A 21,686-nucleotide genomic window follows, 5' to 3' on the forward strand; every position below is an offset into this window, starting at 1 on the left:
CCGAGGCACCAGACAATGGATTTCGATCTGACGGACGACCGCCGCATGCTGGCGGACACGCTCGGCCGCTACCTCGGCGACCGCTACGGCTTCAGCGAGCGCACCCGCATCGCCGGTTCCGAGGAGGGGTTCAGCCGCACCAGCTGGCAGGATCTCGCCGGGCTCGGCGTGATCGGCGCGCTGTTCGGCGAGGCGGCCGGCGGCTATGGCGGCGCCGGCTTCGACCTCCACACCGTCTTCGAGCAGCTGGGCCGCTCGCTGGTGGTGGAGCCGTTCCTCGGCACCTTGCTGGCCGGCAAGGTGCTGGAAGCAGCCGGCGGCCAGCAGGCGCTGCTTGACGAGGTGATCGCCGGCACCCGGCTGGTCACTGCGGCGCTCTACGAGGCGGAGGGCCGCTACGATCCGCTGCACGTCGGCACGCGCGCCACCGCGCGGGAGGGCGGCTACGTGCTGACCGGCGGCAAGGCGGTGGTGCCGCAACTCGCCGCCGCGGACGTCATCCTGCTGAGCGCGAAGCTGGAGGACGGCCTGGCCCTGTTCCTGCTGCCGCGATCGGCGCCGGGCGTCACCATCCGCGAATACGGTTTCGTCGAGGGCGGGCGGGGTGGTGAGTTGCTGCTGCAGGATGTCGTCCTCGATGCCGACGCGCGCATCGGCGCCGGCCATTCCGCGCAGGAGCTGATCGAGCACGCCGTCGCGGCGGGTATCGTGGCGCTGGCGTCCGAGGCTGTCGGCATCATGGAGTTCGCGCGTGACGCCACCCTCGACTACCTGCGCACGCGCACCCAGTTCGGCGTCCCGATCGGCAAGTTCCAGGCCCTGCAGCACCGCATGGCCACCGTCCTGCTGGAGATCGAACAGGCGCGCTCGGCGACCATCAACGCGGCAGCGAGCCTGGGCGGCGACCGGCTGTCACGGGAGCGGGCCGTCTCGGCAGCCAAGTTCACCATCGGCCGGGTCGGCACGCTGGTGGCCGAGGAGGCGATCCAGATGCATGGCGGCATCGGCATGACGTGGGAGCTGCCACTGCCGCACTATGCCAAGCGGCTCACCATGATCGACCATCAACTCGGCGACGAGGACTACCATCTCGTTCGCTACATACGCCTCGGCGAAGCTGCCGGCGCGGAGGCCGCATGACCAGTCAAATCCGTCTCCTCGACCGCACCGCCGTGATCACCGGCGCGGCCGGCGGCATCGGCCGCGCCATTGCGGAAAGCCTGGCCCGGCGTGGCTGCAACCTGGCGCTGGCGGACATCGACGCCAAGGGGCTCGAAGTCACCGCGCGGACCATGGCGGCCAGCGGCGTGCGGGTCAGCACCCACCGGCTGGACGTGTCCGACGCCGAGGCGATCGCCGCCCTGCCCGCACAGGTGCTGGCATCGCACCCGGGGGTCGACCTGCTGTTCAACAACGCCGGCGTGGCCCTCGGCGGAAGTTTCGAGGATGTCTCGGAACGGGATTTCGACTGGCTGCTCTCGATCAACCTGCAGGGCGTGGTCCGCATGACGCGCGCCTTCCTGCCGCTGTTGCGGCGCTCCGACGATGCAAGGCTGGTCAATCTGTCGAGCCTGTTCGGCCTGATCGCGCCACCTGGCCAGACCGCGTACGCGGCAAGCAAGTTCGCGGTGCGCGGATTTTCGGAATCGCTGCGCCACGAACTGGCGGGCAGCAGCGTCGGCGTGACGGTGGTGCATCCCGGCGGCGTCAACACCGCGATCGCCCGCAACGCACGCATCCACGCCAATGCGTCGCCGCAGGAGATCGAGCGCTCCCGCGTGCTGTTCCAGCGCGCGTTGACCATGCCGCCGCAGGTGGCGGGCGAGATCATCGTCCGCGCGGTGGAGCGGCGCCGGGCCCGCATCCTGGTCGGCCGCGATGCCAGGATCGCGGCGACGCTCGAGCGCCTCGCCCCGATATCGCACTGGCGCCTGCTCGAGCGGATCTCGAAATCGAAGGCATCGAGACGACCGCCGGCCACACGATCGGGCCGCCCGGCCAGGACAGGCGCATGAGTGCCGCAGCGAACGTTGCCCGTGATGCATCGACCGCCGAGGTCGAGCATCTCGATGTCATCATCATCGGCGCCGGCCTGTCGGGTATCGGCGCCGCGTGCCATCTGCAGCGTCGCTGTCCGGGCAAGAGCTTCACCATCCTGGAGGCGCGCGAGAGGTCGGGCGGCACCTGGGACCTGTTCCGCTATCCGGGGGTGCGCTCGGACTCCGACATGTACACGCTCGGCTACAGCTTCCGGCCCTGGCGCGAGCCGAAGTCGATTGCCGATGGCGCATCGATCCTGGCCTACGTGCGCGACACGGCACGGGAGTTCGGGATCGACCGGCATATCCGCTACCGGCAGCGGGCGGTGCGCGCGGCGTGGTCGTCCGCCGAGGCGCGCTGGACCCTCGACGTGGAAACCGGTGACACCACGACCCGCTACAGCTGCAATTTCCTGCTGACCTGCAGCGGCTACTACGACTATTCGGGTGGCTACACGCCGGATTTTCCGGGCATGGACAGGTTCTCGGGCAGGATCGTGCATCCGCAGGCCTGGCCACAGGATCTCGACCATGCCGGCAAGCGGATCGTGGTGATCGGCAGCGGCGCCACCGCGGTCACCCTGGTGCCGGCGCTGGCGGCGCGCGCTGCCCACGTCACCATGCTGCAGCGTTCGCCGACCTACGTGGTGTCGCTGCCGTCCGAGGATGCCCTCGCCAACAAGCTGCGCGACAGGTTGCCGGCGTCCATCGCCTACAGCCTGATCCGCTGGCGCAACGTGCTGATCGGGAGCTTCTTCTACAACCGGATGCGCAAGAAGCCGGCGGAGGCGAAAGCCCGCATCATCGGCATGATCCGCCGCCAGCTCGGGGCCGACTTCGATGTCGAGACGCACTTCACCCCGAACTACAACCCCTGGGACCAGCGTCTCTGCCTGGTGCCGGATTCCGACCTGTTCCGTGTCCTGCGGAAGAAGCAGGCGGATGTCGTCACCGACCATATCGAGGAGTTCACCCCGGACGGCATTCGCCTTCGTTCGGGCCGCGTGCTGGAAACCGATCTGGTGGTGACCGCGACAGGCCTTCGCCTGCAGATGCTCGGCGGCATGCGGATCAGCGTCGATGGCCGGCCGGTCGACCTCGCCCATACCACCGCCTATCGCGGCGTGATGTACAGCGACGTGCCCAACCTCGCGACCTCGTTCGGCTACACCAATGCCTCCTGGACGCTGAAGTGCGACCTCACCTGCGACTATGTCTGCCGGCTGCTCAACATCATGGACCGGCGCGGCTATGTCGCGGCAACGCCCCGGCTGCGCGGACGCGACCAGGGTGCGCATCCGCTGGTGGATTTCACCTCGGGCTACATCCAGCGCGGGATCGGACTGTTTCCATCGCAGGGCGCCCGCCGGCCCTGGCGGCTGCGCCAGAACTACCTGCTGGACCGGCTCGACTTCCGGTTCCGCCCGATCGAGGACGGCACCATGGCCTTCACCCGGCGCGCCAGGAAGCAGTGGGGGCGCAAGCGACGCGCTGCCTCCTGAAGCCTCGGTAGCTGGTATCGCGCCGCCTCGGGTGGCAGCCTGACGTCATGAAAAAGCTGATCAACGACCCCAGGTCTGTCGTGCCGGACATGCTCGAGGGCCTGGCGACCCTGCATCCGGGCCACGCCTTGCTGGAGGGCGAGAACGTCGTCCTGCGCTCGGATCTTCCGCCGCTGCCGGAGCGGCGCGGGGTGGCGTTGATCTCCGGCGGCGGCGCCGGCCACGAACCGGCCCATGCCGGCTATGTCGGCGCCGGCATGCTGTCCGCCGCGGTGACCGGAGAGGTCTTCACCTCGCCCGGCACCGACGCCGTGCTGGCCGCGATCCGCGCGGTCGCGGGTGCGGACGGCGTGCTGCTGATCGTCAAGAACTACACCGGAGACCGGCTGAATTTCGGCCTCGCCGCCGAGCTCGCACGGGGCGAAGGCATCGCGGTCGAGCTGGTGGTGGTCGCCGACGATGTGGCACTGCGCGATACCGTAGAGGCCGGACGACGGCGCGGCGTCGCCGGCACGGTGCTGGTGCACAAGGTGGCAGGTGCTGCAGCCGCGGCCGGACTACCGCTCGCCGAAGTGGCGCGCGAGGCACGTGAAGCCGCCGCCGCAGTCGGCACCATGGGCGTGGCGCTGGGCGCCTGCACCGTCCCCGCCGCCGGACGCGCCGGTTTCACCCTCGGCGAGGACGAGATCGAGCTCGGGCTCGGCATCCACGGCGAACGCGGCGTCCGGCGCACCACGCTGGAACCCGCCGCCGCCATCGTCGGCACCATCCTCGAGACCATCCTGTCCGACGCCGCGATCGCGGCGGGCGAGCAGGTCGCGCTGCTGGTCAACGGCCTCGGCGGCACACCGCCGATGGAGCTTGCGATCGTGGCAGCCGAGGCCATCGCCCAGTTGCGGGCGCGCGGCGTGCATGTCGCAAGGGCCTGGAGCGGCAACCTGCTGACCGCCCTCGAGATGCCGGGCTGCTCGCTGTCGGTGATGCGGCTGGACGCGCTGCGCCTGCAGCGGCTGGATGCGCCGACCAGCGCACCGGCCTGGCCCCGCGGCGGCGTGCTGGCGGAACGCGTCGCCCGCACGGCCGCCCCGCACGCGAGCGTCACCGCCGCCGAGCTGTTCCGGAACGATCACGGACAGGGCCGGGCCGTGCGTGACGCTGCCCTTGCGATCGCAGCCGCTCTGGAGGCCGAGGAGCGACAGCTGACCGAACTCGACAGCATCGCCGGCGACGGCGACCTCGGCATCTCCATGGCTCGTGGCGCCGCCGCTGTCCGGGAGATCCCGCCGGCGGCCTGGTCGAGCGCCGCTGCCGGGCTTGCCGCGATGAGCGAGGCCCTGCGCCGGGCGATCGCCGGCAGCTCCGGTCCGTTCTATGCGACCGCGTTGCTGCGCGCCGCGCGCAGCCTCGGTGCGTGCGATCCCGTCACGCCCGGTGACTGGGCGTCGGCCTTCGACCTCGGGGTATCGGGTGTGTCCGATCTTGGCGGTGCGCGTCCCGGCGACCGCACCATGCTCGACGCGCTGCGTCCGGCCGCCGACGCCCTGTCGAGCGCAATCGCTGCCGGGCGGCCGTTTCGCGTCGCGCTGTCGGCTATGCTCGAAGCCGGGGAACGCGGTGCCGAGGCTACTGCGGCGATGAACCCTCGCCTGGGTCGCGCCGCCTATCTGGGTGATCGGGCGGCCGGTGTGCCCGATGCCGGGGCCGCCGCGGTGGTGGTCTGGCTGCGCGCCCTGGAGCGCCACCTGGCGGGCTGAACGCGCGCCCACGAGTCTCGAGCAGCGCTGATGCAGCGGTTGAGGATCCCTCACACCAACCTGCCCACGAAACCACTATGATGACGGGGTGAAGACAAAAACACGTCGATGCTCGTGGTTCGGCTGGGCGATATCTGCCCGGCTGCAACGGATCGGAGATACGCCATGTCGAAGTCACCGAACCGGCAACTGAAGCTCGGCGCCATCCTGACCGGCGTCGGCACCGAGCAGAATGCCTGGCGCGAACCTGGCCTGCCGGGCGACGCCAGCATCGACATCAACTGGTACATCCGCCACGCCCGGGCGGCGGAGGCGGCAAAGTTCGATCTGGTGTTCATCGTGGACAGCCCGTTCATCACGCCAGACACGGCGCCGCATTTCCTGAACCGGCTGGAGCCGCTGACGCTGCTCTCCGCGCTCGCGGTGTCCACCTCGCATATCGGCCTGGTTGCGACGCTGACGACATCGTACTGGGAGCCGTACAACGTCGCGCGCCAGTTCGCCTCGCTCGACCAGATCAGCAACGGCCGCGCGGGATGGAACGTGGTCACCACCGGGCTGGAGGGGGCGGCGCGCAACTACGGCCGCGAGGAGCATTTCGACCATGCGGTGCGCTACGCCCGGGCGCGCGAGTTCGTGGAGGTCGTGCAGGGCCTGTGGGACAGCTACGAGGACGATGCCTTCGTGCGCGACAAGGCAGCCGGCATCTTCCTGGACAAGTCGCGGCAGCATGCGCTGAACCACAAGGGCGAGCATTTCTCGGTCGCCGGGCCGCTGGCGCTCAGCCGGTCGAGACAGGGACAGCCGGTGATCTTCCAGGCCGGCGACAGCGACACCGGGCGCAGCTTCGGCGCCGCCGTCGCGGAAGCGACCTTCGCCGCCGCGCAGGATTTCGGGCAGGCGCAGGACTATTATCGCGACCTGAAAGCGCGAGCGGCAAAGCTTGGTCGCGATGCCGACCGGATCGTGGTGATGCCTGGCCTCGGCGTCATCATCGACGACACCGATGCGGCGGCGCGCGCCCGCGAGGAGGCGCGTATCGGCTCGCTGGATCTTGGCAAGGCGCTGGTGGAGCTTGGCCGGGCCTTCAACTACCACGACTTCTCGGGCTACGACCTCGATGCGCCGTTTCCCGATGTCGAAGCGCTGAGCCTCAACTCCTACAAGGGCCGCGCCGAACGCATCGTGCATGTCGCACGCGCGCAGCGCCTGAGCCTGCGCGCGACGGCCTGGCATTTCGCCAACTCGCGATCGCGATTCGTCGGCACCGCAGAGACCGTCGCCGACGAGATCGAGCGCTGGTTCGTGGGCGGTGCCGCGGACGGGTTCAACCTGATGGTGTCGGCGCCTCGCGACTTTACCCTGTTCGTCGAGCGGGTGGTGCCGATCCTGCAGGCGCGCGGGTTGTTCAGGTCCGACTACGAGAGCGACACCCTGCGCGGTCATCTCGGTCTGCCGGTCCCGCCCAACCGCCATGCCGTCCGCGAGCGGGCCCGGGCGGCGGCGGAATAGCCGTTGCGCACCCGGATCTGGCTCGTTGCCGCCCTCGCCCTGATCTGCACGCTCGACCGCGCGCAGGCGCAGGCCGGGCTTCGGGTTGCCGACCAGAAGGGCCTGCAGAAGGCGCTGCTGACTGCGTCCCATGCGCTCGACGACGTGCCCTACCCGATCGAGTGGAGCGAGTTCGAGGCCGCCTCGCCGCTGCTGCAGGCGCTCGGAGCCGGTGCGGTGGATACCGGGATCGCCGGTGACGGACCCTTCCTGTTCGCCTACGGCGCCGGCCTGAAGCTGCACGCCACGGTGGCGATCCCGCCCCGTGGCGGCGGCCACGTGGTTGCGGTGATCGCGGGCAGGAATTCCACGATCCGGTCCGCCGCCGATCTCAAGGGCAAGCGGATCGCCACCGTGCGCGGCTCCATCGGCCACTTCCTGCTGCTCAGGCTGGCCGAGCGCGGGGCATTCCGGCTCGACCAGATCACGATCGTCCTGCTCTCGCCGGCGCAGTCGAAGGCGGCGCTGGAAACCGGCAGCATCGATGCCTGGGCCACCTGGGAGCCATATATCTCGCTCGAGGAGGCGCAGGCCGGCGGCCGGGTGGTGGCCGATGGCGGTGGCTTCGCCGGCAACTACAGCTTCCAGATCGCGACCGACGCGGCGATCCGCACCAAGCACGACATGCTCGCCGATTTCTACCGTCGGCTCGCTCGCGCCTATGCCTGGGGCAACACCCATCCCAACGCCTATGCGGCGATCTGGTCGCAGCAGACCGGCCTGCCGCTGCCGGTCTCGATCAGGATCGCGGACGAGATGCGTACCACCGCTCAACCTGTCGGCGATGCCATCGTCGCCACCGAGAAGGCAACGCTCGAGACCTACCGCAAGGCAGGCGTGCTGCCGTCCGGCGGCCCGCCCATAGACGGTGCATTCGATCGCAGCTTCTCCCTGTCCAGGTGAGAGGCTGCTCATCCTGTGGCTCGCGATGCTCGCGCCACTCCGCAGGCGCCGGCGACCGAATTGATGCTGGCCGGGGTTATCGTGATCGCCGTTGTGGCCCTTGGGCTTGAGCTGCTGGTCCCGTGAAGATCCAAGCTAGGACAGCAGCGTTGCCAGAGCGCCCGCATCGCCCACGACGCGCGCGACCTTGTTCTGCGCCCCGAGCTTGTTGCGCCGTTCCATCCAGCGCGTGAAGCTTCCGGGCGGCAACAGCCTTATATCCGGATCGCGCAACCCGAAACCGTCGCCGCGATGCGCCGCGTAATCCTCGTTCAGTCGCCGCAGGGCGGCATCCAGGGCGCGCCCGAACTCCGCCGCGTCAGCCGGGCCATCCAGCTCCACCGCGAACAGGTGGCCGCCCCGGTTGTCCTGTTCGTCCGGCGCGACCGGCGCCACGCTGTATTCCACCAGGTTGCGGCCGACCGCCTGCGCGGCCTCGGTCGCCGCCCGGTCGAGCTCGGCGCCGATCAGATGCTCGCCCGCCACGGACAGCGACCATGCGGTTCGTCCGCTGATCAGGATGCGCGGCGGATCGAGCGAGACCAGGCGCACGGTGTCGCCCAGTATATATGACCAGAGACCGGCATTGCTGCTCAGCACCAGGGCATACTCCTCGCCCACCACGGCATTGCCGATCCAGCGACGTTCGGGGCCACCCTGTCCGGAAGAAACCGAGCCGAGATCGCCAGGACGGACGAACTCGTAGAACAGGCCACGATCCAGGATCAGCCGCAGTCCCTCCCCGTCACCGCGGTCGGCCACCGCGATGAACCCCTCGCTTGCGGCGTAGACTTCCCGGGTCAGTGCAGCACTACCCTGCATCCAGGCTGCGAACCGGCTGCGATAGGGCGCAAATCCCACCCCGCCATGCACGATCAGCTCCAGTTCCGGAAACAGGTGGCGCAGCAGCGCGCCGGGCGGACGCAGCGACGCCACCGTCTCGAAGAACAGCAGCATCCAGCTCGCCGTCCCGGAAATGCTCGCCACCGGGTGCTGGAGCGCAAGCGGCGCCAGCGCTGCCATCTTCTCGCGCCAGTCACGCAGGGCGGCGATCGCGGGCGGTGGCAGCACGCGGCCACGCGCCCAGATCGGCGTCCGGATGGCGGCGATGCCGGAGAGATCCCCGGCAGCCACGCCGGGTGCGAGCCGTTCCAGATCGGTGGTGCCGCCAAGGAATATGCCGCCGGATGCCAGCACGCGGCTGTCCGGCCGCGCGGCAAGATGCCAGGCCAGCACATCGAGTGCGCAGCTCTTGTTGGCGCGCAGCATGGCGCGGCTCAACGGGATGCGCTTGGTCACTGCCTGGGTGGTACCGGAGGAGTTCGCATAGTACCGCATCCGGCCCGGCCAGGTGACGCCGCCGACGTCCGGAAACGAAGGCTGCCACCACCGCGTCCAGAATTCCTCGTAGGTGCGCACGGGAACCCGTCGCTGGTAATCGCGGACCGAGCGGATCGCCGCGAAATCATGCGCCTGGCCGAAGCGCGTGTCCGCCGCACGCGCCAGGAGCCTGGCAAGGACGCGACGCTGCGTAGCGCCCGCGTCCTGGCGCGCCAGCGCGGCCCGGCGCCGGGCTGCCCACAGCTTGAGAACGATGGTCGGATCAGTCAGGGCGCACCACCGCATGATGCGGGAATTGCCGCGCAGCCTCGACGCCGAGCGGCAGTTGCACCGAGCGGCCGCGCCGCCACAGGGCGTCCTGGTCGGCGAAATCGTCGCTGCCAAGCCAGCCATCCTGGCCGCCGAGCAGCACGACCCTGCTGGCTCCAGTGGATGTGCAGCGGCGCTTTCAACGGGGCGCGTCCCGGAAACATGCCGAGCCGCTGCTCCAGCGTGGGGCGTGGCTGGCGTATCAGCATGGCACGCGCGCCGATACCGGACGCGATCGCCATCCCCAGCAGCCGGTCGCCGGTCATCGACAGCCCTCTGGCAGGAGCGTCTTGCGAAGCCCGGCAAACGACCGGACCCGGCTCCGCGGCCTTCGCCGTCGAGCCGGACCGGTCGGCGCTTGCGTATCCGGCGCCTCAGTACATGGTATTGGCCGTGGGCCCGTAGAACGTGGTCGGGCTGAACTGGTCCACGTTCGCCTTGGTGATCAGCTGGGCATCCACCAGCTGCTCGGCCGGGATAGCCTTGCCGGTGTTGTTGATGAGCTGGATGGCGTCGCGGACTGCCATCTCGCCCATCTCGTAGGGACGCTGCGCCTTCGTCGCCTGGGTGAGGCCCGACTTGACCGCCTTGAACATGGTCGGGAAGCCATCGATCCCCACCACCACCAGGCCCTGTCGATCGGCCTGCTTGGCGGCCTTGGCGGCTCCCATCGCCATCGCGTCGCTCTCGCCGAAGATGGCCTTCAGATCGGGATGCGCGGTCAGGATGTTCTGTGCCGCCTTGTAGGCCTCGGTCTCATCCCAGTTCGCGGTCTGCTGGGCGACGACGTGGATATCCGGGAACTTCTGCAGCGCCTCCTGGCAACCCTGCGTCCTCTGCAGTTCGGCCGTGGCGCCGAGCACGCCATGCAGGATCGCAAGCTCGCCCTTGCCGCCGATCTGGTTGAACATCCATGTGCAGAGGTCGCGCGCGGCCTTCACGCTGTCGGTCGCGATGTAGGTTGCGAGCTTCACGTTGGTGCCCTCGGGCCGTTCGTCGACCGCGATCACCGGCACGCCCGACTGGTTGGCTGCGCGTACGCCAGCCGCTGCGGAGGTGGCGTCCTGCGGGATGAAGATCAGCGCGCCAGGTTGCCGCACCAGCAGGTTCTGGATCTGGTTGATCTGCAGGGTCGAGTTGTCGGCGGCCGACGCCACGTTGAGCGTGTAGCCTTCCTTCTTGGCCTCGTCACGCATGCCGGCAACGGCGGCGATGTAGAACAGGGATTTCTGGTCGGCGACCGCCACCGCGATGGCCGGCTTGCCGGCGGCATGCGCGGCCGGACCGGGCACGATCGCGCGGCCGGCGGCGACCAGCATCAGGACGCCAAGCGAGCGTGACCATTGATTGGCTCTCATTGTCGAACTCCTCCTTTTCCAGGTTTCCAGCTGGGCTTGCGTCATCGCTAGCGCGCGCGGCGATCCGTGAGCACGGCAAGAATGATCGCGGCGCCGATCACGACAGGTTGCAGGTTGGGCGAGACGTCGATCAGCGACATGCCGTTCTGCAGCACGCCGATGATCAGCAGGCCGATGAAGGTGCCGAGCATGCTGCCGGAGCCGCCGGCGAGGCTGGCGCCGCCGATCACCACCACGGCGATGACGCTGAGCAGATCGCTGAGGCCTGCGGTGGGCTGCGCGCTGTCGAGCCGTGAGCCGACGATCATGCCGGCAAGTGCCGCCAGGAAGCCGGCGATGACATAGACGCCGACCTTGATGCGCTGCACGTTCAGTCCCGACAGCCGGGCGACTTCCTCGTTGCCGCCGAGTGCGTAGAGCGCACGCCCGTTCGGCCTGAACTTCAACCAGAACGCGGCGATCAGGTAGACCGAGACCAGGATGATGGTCTGCAGCGGGATCCCGGCGATATGCAGCGCGGTGAGCGCGGTGAAGTAGTCGGGGAACCCGGTTACCGGGCTGCCATTGGTGATGTAGAGCGCGATGCCCGAGCATGCCGACATCGTCGCGAGGGTTGCAACGAATGGCTGGATGCGCGCATAGGTCGCCAGCACGCCGTTCAGCAGGCCGATAAGGGCGCCGAGCAGCAGGCCGGCGAACATCGCGATCGGGAAGGCGATCTGGAAATCGCGGTACAGCCATGCCGTCAGCATCAGGCTCACGGCGAGGACCGCGCCCACCGAGAGGTCGATGCCGCCGGTAATGATGACGAGGGCGGATCCGACCGCCATGATCCCGATCTCGGAGATCTGGCTGAAAATGTCGAGCAGGTTGCGGGTCGTCAGGAAGTACGGCGACAGGAACGAGAACACCACCAGGATGACGATGAGTCCGATCAGCGGGCCCGGCACCTGACGGGAGATCTGCACCAGGCGCGCGCGCAGTCCCGGATCCGTACTGGCCCTCGTGCCCGGTTCAGCCGGCGCCATGCTCATCGTACTGGTCTCCCTGCCCTGTTGCCCGTCCGACATGAGCCGGCCGCCCCGCTCACGCGCCCACCGCCAATGACATCACCCGCGCCGGGGTCGCATCCTCGCGCGAGAGGATGCCGCGCTGGTTTCCCTTCGACATGACCAGCACGCGATGGCAAAGGCCCAGCACCTCCTCCAGCTCGGACGACACGACGATGACCGCGATCCCGTTCGCAGCGAGGGTCCGGATGATCTCGTAGATCGCCATCTTGGCGCCGACATCGACGCCGCGCGTCGGCTCGTCGATGATGAACACGGCGGGATCCTCGACCAGCCACTTGGCGAGCAGCACCTTCTGCTGGTTGCCGCCGGACATCGAGCTCACCGGCAGATCGAGACGTCCGCGTATGTCGAAGCGCTGCTTCTGTCTAAGGCCGGTTTCGGCGACGACCGCGCGCGTGATCATGCCGTTCCGCGTCAGTCTCTTTTCCCAGGGCAGCGTGATGTTCTCCGCTGCGGTGCGGCCGAGATTCAACCCCTGCCCCTTGCGGTCCTCCGGCACCATGAAGATGCCGGCCTCGATCGCACCGGATGGCGAAGTGTAGCGGACCGGCTTGCCGTCGACCTTGATCTCGCCCTGATCGAAACGGTCCATGCCGGCGATGGCACGGACGACCTCGGTACGGCCGGCGCCGATCAGGCCGGCGAAACCGAGGATCTCGCCGCGTGCCAACTCGAACGAGATGTCGCGGAAGACGCCGGTGCGGGTGACGCCGTCCAGTTGCAGGACAACGCGATCTCCACGCGGCGGCGGCGCCCGGTGCTCGAAGGTGAATTCGCGGCCCACCATCGCATTGATGATGTCCTGCTGGGTGAAGTGGCCACGCTCCCACCCGGCCACCAGCGCACCGTCCCGCAGGCAGATCACCCGGTCGGCGATCTTCATCACCTCGTCGAGACGATGCGAGACATAGATGATCCCGGTGCCTGCATCCCGCAGCGCGCGCACCTGTTCCAGTATGCGGTCGGCTTCCGCGCCGCCAAGGGATGCGGTGGGCTCGTCGAAGATGACGTAGCGCGGCCTGCGGATGATTGCCTTGGCGATCTCGATACCCTGTTGCACCGCCATCGAGAGGCCGGCAACCTTGCGCTGCGGATCGACCGCAACGCCGAGCTTGTCGAGGACGACCCCGGCTTCACGCGCCATGCGCGCGCGATCGATCCGGCCCGATGCCACCGGCAGCCGGCCGAGGAAGATATTCTCCGCCACCGTCAGTTCAGGCAGCAGCCGGATTTCCTGGTGGATGAGCGCCACGCCCTGGTGCAGCGCCTCCGACGGCGACGCAGGATGATACGGCACCCCATCGAGTGTCATCTCGCCGTCGTCCGGCCGCACGACCCCGGCGATGATCGAATTGAGGGTCGACTTGCCGGCGCCGTTCTCGCCGACCAGCGCCAGCACGCTGCCAGGCGGCAGGTCGAGATCGACCGACTTCAAGGCATGGGTGCCGCCATAGCGCTTGCCCACGCCACGGCAATGCAGTCCGGCCTCGCTGGAAGGGGTCATGGCTCGAGTGGCCGCACCGGAGAGACTGCCGGTCGGCGCAGGACGTTGCAGTCGCCGGTCGGCGTACGGTGCGACATGTTTCCCCTCCGGTCGCGAAGCTCTACGGCCACCGCTTATCCGATGGTGTCCCTAGTATACCAAGAGAGCTGATGTCGCAAGCGATCGCGGACCGGTCAGGCGGCAATCTCTTCGAGTTCGAGCCCGGGCGGGATCGGCCGCAGCAGCAGCGTCAGCCACATGCCGAGCGAGGATGCGGTCGCCACCACGAACCAGGTCAGGCCCGGGTTGCCGAAGAACGACATCCAGGTCCAGAGCAGGCTTCCAAGCACGAAGCCGAGCACTCCCATGGCGGACAGGAAGCCGACCGCGGAACCGCGTATGCGGGTCGGGAAGCTCTCGCCCTGGTAGGCGTAGCCGGCGCCGGACCAGGTTCCGTTGGTGGCCTGGTAGAGCACGAAGTAGATCACGGCGACGGCGGCGGGCGACTGCGCGAAGTAGAACAGCACCGTCAGCGGCGCGACTGCCAGGCCGGACCAGATCAGCACCGACCGTCGGCCGAACCGCTCGCCCAGCGCGCCGCCGACGATGTAGAAGAAAAATCCTATACCGCCCGACACAAGCAGCAGCTTGCTCGCGTCGGTGCCGGAATAGCCCTTGTACGTCGTGAGCCAGTACGTGATGTAGAAGTTGGTCGCGACGTAGCTGATCCCGTAGAAGATCCACGACGCCGACAGCAGGACCAGCTGTCGCCGGATCGGCCCCTCGATGAGGAACAGTTCGCGAAGCGTGATGCGCTGCTGGTCATCGGGTCGCAGCGCCCGCTCGTGCTCGAAGCGATCAGACTCGCGGATGAAGATGCGTCCAAGGATCACCGCCACGATCGGCAGGATCCCGAACAGGAACACCAGCCGCCAACCAAGGCCACCCGCTGCGAGATAGACGCCAGAAGCCAGGAAAACCCCGAGCGGCCAGCCGCCCTGCACGATCGAGTACAGGAAACCGCGCCCTCGTGCGGGAAGCTGCTCGTTGACGATGGTGATCGAGACGGCAAGTTCCGAATAGGCCAGGCCGGAGGCGATCGCCCTGACCAGCACGAGGGACCAGAAGCCGTTCACCAGTGCGGTCAGGCCGGTGAAGATGGCAGTCCCCGTCAGGCAGAACATCCACACCCGCCGCCTGCCGAGGCGATCCATCGCGTAGCCGGTGAACAACGTGATGACGAATTGCGCCCCGAAGACGAAGAAACCGAGCATCCCGAGCCCGGTCTCCGATATTGCGAGATCGTGTGCGATCGCCGGCAATGCCAGGACGAGAAGATTGAGGTCGTAGGAGGCAAGCGCCCAGCCGGCGAGCGCCACGCAGACCAGATAGACGACGTAGCGGCGGGCGGCGGATCCCGCGCGTGCCGGCACCGCCGGTCCGGAGGCGCTCACGAAAGTCGCTCCAGCTCCGTGATCACCGGCGCCGCAGCGAGCAGCGGCTCGAGTTGTGCAAGTGTCTTTGCCACGTGCGCGCTACCGGCATGCCCGTCGAACGCAGTCCTGTCGCGCCATCCGTCGAGAATGACGAAGGCGTTGCTGTCGTGGACTTCCCGATGCAGGTCATAGAACAGGCAGCCGTCCTCGCCGCGGCTCGGCTCGACGAAGCCACGCAGCAGCGCCTCGACCTCCTGTGTATTTCCGTCGCGGGCAACGAATCGTGCAACGATTATCAACGCCGTCATGGCGCCTACTCCATTTGGGGCCGATGAGGTCGGGATCGCCACGCGGCGTGTCCGCAGGCCATGCATGGAAAGGGAGCCGTGGGACGCCCGGTCTCCTACAGCACGAACACGCCCTTGCCGCTGGTTTGCTGGTCGAACAGCCTGTAGGCCTCTGGGCCCTGGTCGAGGGACCATTCCTCGGTGAACAGGGTCTCGACCGGCAGGTGTCGTTCGGCGACGAAGCGGGCGCAGTCGGCCAGTCCCATGATCGAGAACACCCAGCTGCCGTAGATGGTGCGCTGCTTGCGCAGCATGTCGGCGCTGATGTCGAGGTCCATGTTGTGCCCCTCGCCCACCACGCACATCCGGCCCCACTCGCGCGTCGCGCGCAGCGCCGTCAGACGCCCCACCCCGGTGCCGGAGGTGTCCATCGCCAGTTCCGCGCCACGTCCGCCGGTCAGCGCCAGGATCGCCTCCACCGGATCGGTCTCGCGCGGGTTCACCACGTGCGCGGCGCCGAACTCGGTCGCACGCGCCAGCCGGTGCGCCTCGATGTCGAGCGCGATCACCCGCGCCCCCAGCGCGCTGCCCAGCAGGGTGGCGGACAGACCGACCGGACCCTGACCCACCACCACCAGCGTGTCGTCGCCCGAAACATCCAGCCGCTTGAGCGCGCTGTATGCCGTGCCGGTGCCACAGGCGACCGCGGCCCCGGTCTTGAACGACAGCGCGTCCGGCAGCTTGACCACGTTGCTGGCCGCCGCCTTCAGGTAGGGTGCGTGGCCACCGTTGGCGGTGATGCCGTAGATCGCCTCCAGCCCGTTGTCGCACATCTGCGGCCAGCCGGACCGGCAGGTGCGGCAGCAGTCGCAGCCATGCGCGTGATGCACCATCACCCGGTCGCCGATGCGGGCCTGCCGTGGATCCACCCCGGCGCCCACCGCCTCGATGACGCCGCACGGCTCGTGGCCGGCCACCACAGGACCCGCCAGCTTGATGCCGATGCCCGGATCCTCGCCCTTCGGCGTGCGGTAGAACTTCAGGTCGCTGCCGCACATGCCGGACGCCCTGATGGCGACCACCACCTCGCCCGGACCCGGCGTCGGATCAGGAAACGACATCAGCTCGACCTCGCGGCCGCCGGTGAAGACGAGACCCTGCATGCTGGCTCCTTCCCTCCCGCCCGGGGGCGATACCCCAAGCCGCGCGACATGGCTGTCGCTGTTGTTGGTAAGCCTAGTATACCACAGACGCCGGGAAAGAAAGTGCCTCCGCCATCAGAAGCTGGTGAAATGCGTCATGACGTTCCGTGAAAGGAAATCCGCGTTGGCAAGCAGACGGCCCACCGATGGGGCCACCACTCCGTCCCGGTCGCGGCCGATCCGCCGCCGACGGCTCTACGAGGACGTCGTCGAACGGCTCGAGACGCTGATCAACGACGGCGTCTACCCGGCGGGCTCGGAGCTTCCCTCCGAGCGCGCCCTCATGCTGGAATTCGGCACCGGGCGCCCGGCCATCCGCGAGGCGCTGTTCGCGCTGCAGAAGATGGGCATCCTGCGACTCAGCCCCGGCGAGCGTCCCCGCGTGCAGGAGCCGGGCGGCTCGGTGATCCTGGAGGCGATGCACGGCGCGGTCACCCGCTTCATCGGCCAGCCCGGCGGCCTGCGGCAATTCCAGCGCGCCCGCGTGTTCTTCGAGGCAGGCATCGCGCGGGAAATCGCCAGCCATGCCAACGAACGCGACCTCGAAGAGCTGCGGGCGGCAATGGACGCCAACCGCGCCGCGGTCGGCAGTCCGCGGCGTTTCGAGGAGACCGACGTTGCCTTCCATCTCTGCCTGGCGAAGCTCGCGCACAACCCGCTCTTCATCGTCATCCACGATGCCATGTTCGACTGGCTGTACAGCCAGCGCACGGTGACGCTTGGTTTCCCCGGCCAGATCGATTTCGCGCTCGCGGCGCACGAACGCATCACCGAGGCAATCCTGGCGCGTGATCCGGATCGCGCCGAGCGGGCGATGCGCGAGCATCTCGAGCACGGCCACATGCTCTACTGGTCCATCATGAAGCAGGCCGAGCTGGCCGGCGGCCATGCATCGGTACGCGAGGCAGCCAATCTTGCGACAGCCGAGGCACTCGAGCGCGGCGGCGGCGAGGGCTAGCCGCCCCCGGCTATCGCACCAACGCAGCTTGTCGACCAATTGGTATGAGAGGTATACCGGGATGCTCCCGGGTTCCGGTCCGGGTCACCGCCACATAGAAGCGGAGTGCAGGGAGATGACGGTGGAAGCCAGACAGGCAGTGTACGGCGCGATCTATCCGAGCCTGCGGGACCGGGTGGTGCTGGTCACCGGCGGCGGCAGCGGCATCGGCGAGGAGATCGTCCGGCACTTCGTCGAGCAGGGCTCGCGGGTCGCCTTCATCGACAATGCCGAGGTTCCGACGCGCAGCTTCCTGGAGCAGCTCGCGGCGGAAGGACATCGCCCGCACTGGGAGGATGCCGACCTGACCGACGTCGCCGCCGTGCGGGCCGCGATCGGACGCATCCGTGCGGCGTTCGGGCCGATCGAGATCCTGGTCAACAACGCCGCCAACGACCAGCGCGTGAAGGTCGAGGACGTCACCAGCGAATACTGGGACGACCGTATCGCGGTGAACCTCAAGCACCAGTTCTTCTGCGCCCAGGCCGTGCTCGACGACATGATCAAGGCGGGCGGCGGCTCGATCGTCAACATAGGTTCGTTCGCCTACGATGCCGGCTTCTCCGACGTCGTTCCTTACCTCTGCGCGAAGTCCGGAGTAGTCGGCCTCACGCGCGGCCTCGCATTCGATTACGGCAAGCACAACATACGCGTGAACTGCGTGATGCCCGGCTGGATCATGACGAAGCGCGCACTGGAGAACTGGGTCGGCGAGGAAGGCCGTGCCGAGCAGGACCGCAGGCAGTGCCTGAAGCGTCCGCTGCAGCCGTTCGAGGTGGCAAAGGTCGTGCTGTTCTACGCATCGGACGAATCGAGCGCCTGCACCCGGCAGAGCTACCTCGTCGACGGAGGCTGGGTATGAGCCTCGCGATCGCGGGGGTCGAGGAACCAGAAGGGCCAGTCTGCCTCGAGGACGGCAGCTTTCTCATCGTCGAGATGTCGGACCGTCGTCACGCCGTGGTGCATGTCGGCACCGACGGACGCAAGCGCGACGTCGCGGTGACGGCGGGGCGACCGAACGGCCTCGCCATCGATGGCGACGGGCTGGTCTGGATCGCGGAAGCAACCGAAGGCGCGCTGCTGGCGGTCACCATGGATGGCGTCGAGCGTTGCAAGGTAGCCGGCGACGCGGATGGGCGTTTCCTCTGGCCGAACGACATCGCGCTGGCTCCGGACGGCATGCTCTACATGACGGATTCCGGTATCATCGATCGCGACTTCATCGACGGGCTCGACATCCGCGCCGACTACATGACGGCGCCCTACGATGGCCGGCTCTACGAGATCGATCCCCGTCGCGGCGTCGTCAGCCGCACGCTGGACCGCGGCCTCCGCTTCACCAACGGCATCGCCTTCGGTCCGGACGGCCTGCTCTACGTCGCCGAGACCCTGAGCGGCGACATCTTCGTCTATGACCGCACCGCGACAAGCCCGGCGCGACGTCTGTTCGGCAACTGCCTTGCGCCGGATGATTCAACCGACTTCAAGGGACCGGACGGGATCAAGTTCGGCGCCGACGGCCGCCTCTATTGCACAATCTACGGCCAGGGCGTGGTGGCGGTGCTGGATCGTGAAGGACGACTGGTCGAGCGGCTGCCGACGCAGGGCCGCAAGCCGACCAACATCGCCTTCCGCCGGAACGGCCGGGAGGCACTGGTTACCGAAGTCTCGGGCTCGGCGGTCGAGATCATGGCGATGCCGACGGAGGGCCTGGCATTGTTCTACCCGAAGGGCCTGCGTCCATGACAACGCCCGTGAGCGAACCGCGCTTCACCGCTCGCTACTGGCTCGAGACCGCCTTCCCGGTCGAGGAAACCGCCGCCGCGATGGCGGGCGAGCAATCCACCGGCACCTTCCTGAAGCTGGCCAGCGAGGCGGATCCGCTGGTGCAGCAGCAGGCCGCCCGCATCGAGGCGGTAAGCGTGCTCGACGAGGTCGCCACGCCCTCGCTGCCGGGCGCGGTGGCGCCCAAAGGCATCGCACCGGTCTGGCGGCGTGCCGAGGTCACGCTCTCCTGGCCGCTCGACAGCATCGGCCCGTCGCTGCCCAACCTGCTCGCGACCGTCGCCGGAAACCTGTTCGAGCTGCGCGAGCTGTCGGGACTGCGCCTGCTGGACATCACGCTGCCGCAGCAGTTCCTCGACCGCTATCCAGGCCCGGCCTTCGGCGTTTCCGGGACCCGTCGACTGGCCGGTGTCGAGCGCCTGCCGCTGATAGGAACCATCATCAAGCCGTCGGTCGGACTCGATGCCGCACGCACGGCGGAAGCGGTGGCAAAGCTTGTCGATGCCGGCATCGACTTCATCAAGGATGACGAGCTGCAGTCGGATGGCCCCGCCTGCCCGTTCGAGGCCAGGGTCGATGCCGTCATGCGCGTCATCAACGACCGCGCCCAGCGTTTCGGACGCAAGGCGATGTATGCCTTCAACCTGACCGGCGAGATCGACCAGATGCGGCGCCGGCACGACATCGTGGTTGCAGCCGGCGGCACCTGCGTGATGGCCAGCGTCAACAGCGTCGGGCTCGCCGGGTTCTCGGCGTTGCGCACCCATGCGACTCTGCCGATCCACGCCCATCGCAACGGCTGGGGCGCCTTCTACCGCTCGCCGGCGCTCGGCTTCGACTACCGTGCCTGGTCGAAGCTGTGGCGCGTCGCCGGCGCCGACCACATGCATGTGAACGGCTTGCGCAACAAGTTCGCCGAGGACGGCACGTCTTCGATCGCATCGGCGCGCGCCTGCCTGACTCCGCTCACGGAAGCCACCCCGGCCACCGTCATGCCGGTGTTCTCGAGTGGCCAATGGGCCGGACAGGCCGGCGAGACGTATGAGCGCCTGGGCAGCGCCGACCTCATATACGCCTGCGGCGGCGGCATCGTCGGCCACCCGGACGGCGTCGCGGCGGGCGTGGAGAGCGTGCGCGCCGCCTGGGAAGCGGCAATGGATGGGGAGACCGTCGAGGCGCGCTCGGCACGAACCCCGGCCCTGGCGACGGCGCTCCAATTCTTCGGAAAGGTACGCGGATGAGCGGCGCCGACCCGATGCTGGCGCACGCGCTGCCGGCACGTCCGGTCGCGTTCTACGGCGATGATTTCACCGGCTCCACGGACGTGCTCGACGTTGTCGCCAAAGCCGGCCTTTCCGCCGTGCTGTTCCTGGCACCACCCGATCGCGCCATGCTCGCGCGCTTCCCGCAAGCGCGCGTGGTCGGCATTGCAGGCGTCGCGCGCAGCCAGACGCCGGCCTGGATGCGCGCGCAGTTGCCCGCCATCTATGAGAGCCTGCGGGCCACCGGCGCCGCACTGCTGCACTACAAGGTCTGCTCGACCTTCGACAGCGCGCCGGAGATCGGCAGCATCGGCGAGGCGGCGCGGATCGGCCTCGAGCATTTTCCGTCGCGACCGGTGCCGATCACCGTCGGCGCCCCGGCATTGCGCCGCTACGTCGCCTTCGGCAACCTGTTCGCGGGCTTCGGGGACGAGCGCTACCGGATCGACCGCCACCCGGTGATGGCGCGCCATCCGGTGACGCCGATGCGCGAGGCCGACCTGCGGCGTCATCTGGCGCAGCAGGCCGGGTTCAGCATCGGCCTCGTCGACAAGGTGGATCTCGCGACGCCGGACATCAGGCGGACCTGGCGCGACATCGCCGGATCCGATGATGCGGTGCTGTTCGACACCGTCGACGAGAACGACCTCGTTGTCGTCGGCGACATCCTGCACGCGCGCATCCTGCAGGCGACCGCGCGGGGCGAGCCGGTCTTCGCGGTCGGCTCGTCGGGCCTCGAATACGCGCTGGTCGCGGCGTGGCGTGCGGCGGGATTGCTGGGTACCGCGCCGGCGCCACGACCGATCGCTCCCGCCGACCGCGTGGTGGCGATCTCCGGCAGTTGCTCGCCGGTCACGGCAGCGCAGATCGCGCAGGCCCTGCAGGATGGCTTCACGCCGGTCCGGCTCGATCCGGTCGCGCTGCTGTCGGACAACGCCGCCATCACGCGCGCCACCGACCAGGCCGCCGCCGCGCTGGCGGGCGGCCGCGACGTGCTCGTCTACACGGCGGACGGTCCGGACACGATGATCGACCTGCCGCCGGGCACCGATGGCAGCGCGTTCAACGACCGCCTCGGCACCGTGCTCGGCCATCTGCTGCGCGACCTGCTGGCAAGATCCGGGGTCCGCCGCGCCATCGTGGCCGGCGGCGACACGTCCAGCCATGCCGTGCAGCAGCTCGGCCTGCATGCGCTGACCGTCGCCTCCCCGCTGGTGCCCGGCTGTCCGCTCTGCCACGGCCATTCGGACGATCCGGCGTTGTCCGGTCTCGAGATCGCCCTCAAGGGCGGCCAGATGGGCCAGCGGGATTTCTTTCGCCGCGCCAAGACCGGCGCCGCGTCACACGCCTAGATACGGGAGACCA

The 21,686-nt window shown here is 68.5% G+C and carries 19 protein-coding genes; 11 read left to right on the plus strand and 8 right to left on the minus strand.

The annotated features are described in order from the left end of the window. Positions 1 to 15: 15 nt before the first annotated feature. From FE263_RS17725 to FE263_RS17750, 6 genes are all read left to right on the plus strand, one after another. Positions 16 to 1,140: an acyl-CoA dehydrogenase family protein gene (locus FE263_RS17725; RefSeq protein WP_138327371.1), complete on the plus strand. Its 1,125-nt coding sequence runs from the start codon at positions 16 to 18 to the stop codon at positions 1,138 to 1,140. After that, entirely contained in the window at positions 1,137 to 2,015 is an 879-nt protein-coding gene (locus FE263_RS17730; protein ID WP_138327372.1) for an SDR family NAD(P)-dependent oxidoreductase, read from the plus strand. The genes FE263_RS17725 and FE263_RS17730 overlap by 4 nt, the downstream gene beginning before the upstream one ends. Next, on the plus strand, positions 2,012 to 3,541 hold the full coding sequence (locus tag FE263_RS17735) for a flavin-containing monooxygenase (protein WP_138327373.1): 1,530 nt from the start codon (positions 2,012 to 2,014) through the stop codon (positions 3,539 to 3,541). Before FE263_RS17730 ends, FE263_RS17735 begins: the two co-directional genes overlap by 4 nt. 47 nt (positions 3,542 to 3,588) lie before the next feature. After that, positions 3,589 to 5,295 carry a dihydroxyacetone kinase family protein gene (locus tag FE263_RS17740; protein ID WP_138327374.1) on the plus strand — a complete coding sequence of 569 codons (1,707 nt, stop codon included), beginning with the start codon at positions 3,589 to 3,591 and terminating at the stop codon, positions 5,293 to 5,295. A 165-nt stretch (positions 5,296 to 5,460) separates the two neighbouring features. Beyond that, positions 5,461 to 6,807, plus strand: coding sequence for an LLM class flavin-dependent oxidoreductase (locus FE263_RS17745; RefSeq protein ID WP_138327375.1), 1,347 nt, complete (start codon positions 5,461 to 5,463; stop codon positions 6,805 to 6,807). Positions 6,808 to 6,810: 3 nt separating this feature from the next. Next, positions 6,811 to 7,749, plus strand: a complete 939-nt coding sequence (locus tag FE263_RS17750) for an ABC transporter substrate-binding protein (RefSeq protein WP_240759860.1) — start codon at positions 6,811 to 6,813, stop codon at positions 7,747 to 7,749. 135 nt (positions 7,750 to 7,884) lie between these two features. On the opposite strand, the gene FE263_RS17755 is transcribed toward FE263_RS17750, so the two are convergent. The 8 genes from FE263_RS17755 to FE263_RS17790 all read right to left on the minus strand — a co-directional run bounded on the left by FE263_RS17755 (position 7,885) and on the right by FE263_RS17790 (position 16,238). After that, entirely contained in the window at positions 7,885 to 9,414 is a 1,530-nt protein-coding gene (locus FE263_RS17755; protein WP_138327376.1) for a GH3 family domain-containing protein, read from the minus strand. Next, entirely contained in the window at positions 9,392 to 9,541 is a 150-nt protein-coding gene (locus tag FE263_RS17760) for a penicillin acylase family protein (RefSeq protein ID WP_138327377.1), read from the minus strand. The genes FE263_RS17755 and FE263_RS17760 overlap by 23 nt, the downstream gene beginning before the upstream one ends. Before the next feature lie 271 nt (positions 9,542 to 9,812). Continuing rightward, on the minus strand, positions 9,813 to 10,796 hold the full coding sequence (locus FE263_RS17765; protein WP_171034186.1) for a substrate-binding domain-containing protein: 984 nt from the start codon (positions 10,794 to 10,796) through the stop codon (positions 9,813 to 9,815). Between the two features lie 47 nt (positions 10,797 to 10,843). Beyond that, positions 10,844 to 11,830 (minus strand): ABC transporter permease, encoded by a 987-nt coding sequence (locus FE263_RS17770; RefSeq protein ID WP_205880431.1) that lies wholly within the window; start codon positions 11,828 to 11,830, stop codon positions 10,844 to 10,846. A gap of 52 nt (positions 11,831 to 11,882) precedes the next feature. After that, positions 11,883 to 13,373: a sugar ABC transporter ATP-binding protein gene (locus tag FE263_RS17775; RefSeq protein ID WP_138327379.1), complete on the minus strand. Its 1,491-nt coding sequence runs from the start codon at positions 13,371 to 13,373 to the stop codon at positions 11,883 to 11,885. Between the two features lie 173 nt (positions 13,374 to 13,546). Then, a complete protein-coding gene (locus FE263_RS17780) occupies positions 13,547 to 14,806 on the minus strand; it encodes an MFS transporter (protein ID WP_138327380.1) in 1,260 nt (419 codons plus the stop codon). Next, positions 14,803 to 15,096: a putative quinol monooxygenase gene (locus FE263_RS22215; protein ID WP_171034187.1), complete on the minus strand. Its 294-nt coding sequence runs from the start codon at positions 15,094 to 15,096 to the stop codon at positions 14,803 to 14,805. Before FE263_RS22215 ends, FE263_RS17780 begins: the two co-directional genes overlap by 4 nt. Before the next feature lie 95 nt (positions 15,097 to 15,191). Beyond that, positions 15,192 to 16,238 carry a zinc-dependent alcohol dehydrogenase family protein gene (locus FE263_RS17790; protein WP_138327382.1) on the minus strand — a complete coding sequence of 349 codons (1,047 nt, stop codon included), beginning with the start codon at positions 16,236 to 16,238 and terminating at the stop codon, positions 15,192 to 15,194. A gap of 163 nt (positions 16,239 to 16,401) precedes the next feature. Between FE263_RS17790 and FE263_RS17795 the strand changes: the two genes are divergently transcribed. The 5 genes from FE263_RS17795 to FE263_RS17815 all read left to right on the plus strand — a co-directional run bounded on the left by FE263_RS17795 (position 16,402) and on the right by FE263_RS17815 (position 21,673). Continuing rightward, on the plus strand, positions 16,402 to 17,235 hold the full coding sequence (locus FE263_RS17795; protein WP_171034188.1) for an FCD domain-containing protein: 834 nt from the start codon (positions 16,402 to 16,404) through the stop codon (positions 17,233 to 17,235). Positions 17,236 to 17,356: 121 nt separating this feature from the next. After that, on the plus strand, positions 17,357 to 18,136 hold the full coding sequence (locus tag FE263_RS17800; RefSeq protein ID WP_240759862.1) for an SDR family NAD(P)-dependent oxidoreductase: 780 nt from the start codon (positions 17,357 to 17,359) through the stop codon (positions 18,134 to 18,136). Then, complete coding sequence (locus tag FE263_RS17805; RefSeq protein WP_138327385.1) at positions 18,133 to 19,020, plus strand: SMP-30/gluconolactonase/LRE family protein; 888 nt, start codon at positions 18,133 to 18,135, stop codon at positions 19,018 to 19,020. The genes FE263_RS17800 and FE263_RS17805 overlap by 4 nt, the downstream gene beginning before the upstream one ends. A gap of 8 nt (positions 19,021 to 19,028) precedes the next feature. After that, positions 19,029 to 20,300, plus strand: coding sequence for a ribulose-bisphosphate carboxylase large subunit family protein (locus FE263_RS17810; RefSeq protein WP_240759864.1), 1,272 nt, complete (start codon positions 19,029 to 19,031; stop codon positions 20,298 to 20,300). After that, positions 20,297 to 21,673 carry a four-carbon acid sugar kinase family protein gene (locus FE263_RS17815; RefSeq protein WP_240759866.1) on the plus strand — a complete coding sequence of 459 codons (1,377 nt, stop codon included), beginning with the start codon at positions 20,297 to 20,299 and terminating at the stop codon, positions 21,671 to 21,673. Before FE263_RS17810 ends, FE263_RS17815 begins: the two co-directional genes overlap by 4 nt. Positions 21,674 to 21,686 lie beyond the last annotated feature (13 nt).

It is taken from the genome of Lichenicoccus roseus (genome assembly GCF_005844085.1).
GTDB classification, from domain to species: domain Bacteria; phylum Pseudomonadota; class Alphaproteobacteria; order Acetobacterales; family Acetobacteraceae; genus Lichenicoccus; species Lichenicoccus roseus.

Coding starts and splice junctions, on each gene's coding strand:
- FE263_RS17730 (WP_138327372.1), top strand. CDS start 1,137: ATGACCAGTCAAATCCGTCTCCTCGACCGCACCGCCGTGATCACCGGC.
- FE263_RS17775 (WP_138327379.1), bottom strand. CDS start 13,373: ATGACCCCTTCCAGCGAGGCCGGACTGCATTGCCGTGGCGTGGGCAAG.
- FE263_RS17770 (WP_205880431.1), bottom strand. CDS start 11,830: ATGAGCATGGCGCCGGCTGAACCGGGCACGAGGGCCAGTACGGATCCG.
- FE263_RS17805 (WP_138327385.1), top strand. CDS start 18,133: ATGAGCCTCGCGATCGCGGGGGTCGAGGAACCAGAAGGGCCAGTCTGC.
- FE263_RS17815 (WP_240759866.1), top strand. CDS start 20,297: ATGAGCGGCGCCGACCCGATGCTGGCGCACGCGCTGCCGGCACGTCCG.
- FE263_RS22215 (WP_171034187.1), bottom strand. CDS start 15,096: ATGACGGCGTTGATAATCGTTGCACGATTCGTTGCCCGCGACGGAAAT.
- FE263_RS17765 (WP_171034186.1), bottom strand. CDS start 10,796: ATGAGAGCCAATCAATGGTCACGCTCGCTTGGCGTCCTGATGCTGGTC.
- FE263_RS17740 (WP_138327374.1), top strand. CDS start 3,589: ATGAAAAAGCTGATCAACGACCCCAGGTCTGTCGTGCCGGACATGCTC.
- FE263_RS17735 (WP_138327373.1), top strand. CDS start 2,012: ATGAGTGCCGCAGCGAACGTTGCCCGTGATGCATCGACCGCCGAGGTC.
- FE263_RS17755 (WP_138327376.1), bottom strand. CDS start 9,414: ATGCGGTGGTGCGCCCTGACTGATCCGACCATCGTTCTCAAGCTGTGG.
- FE263_RS17790 (WP_138327382.1), bottom strand. CDS start 16,238: ATGCAGGGTCTCGTCTTCACCGGCGGCCGCGAGGTCGAGCTGATGTCG.
- FE263_RS17725 (WP_138327371.1), top strand. CDS start 16: ATGGATTTCGATCTGACGGACGACCGCCGCATGCTGGCGGACACGCTC.
- FE263_RS17745 (WP_138327375.1), top strand. CDS start 5,461: ATGTCGAAGTCACCGAACCGGCAACTGAAGCTCGGCGCCATCCTGACC.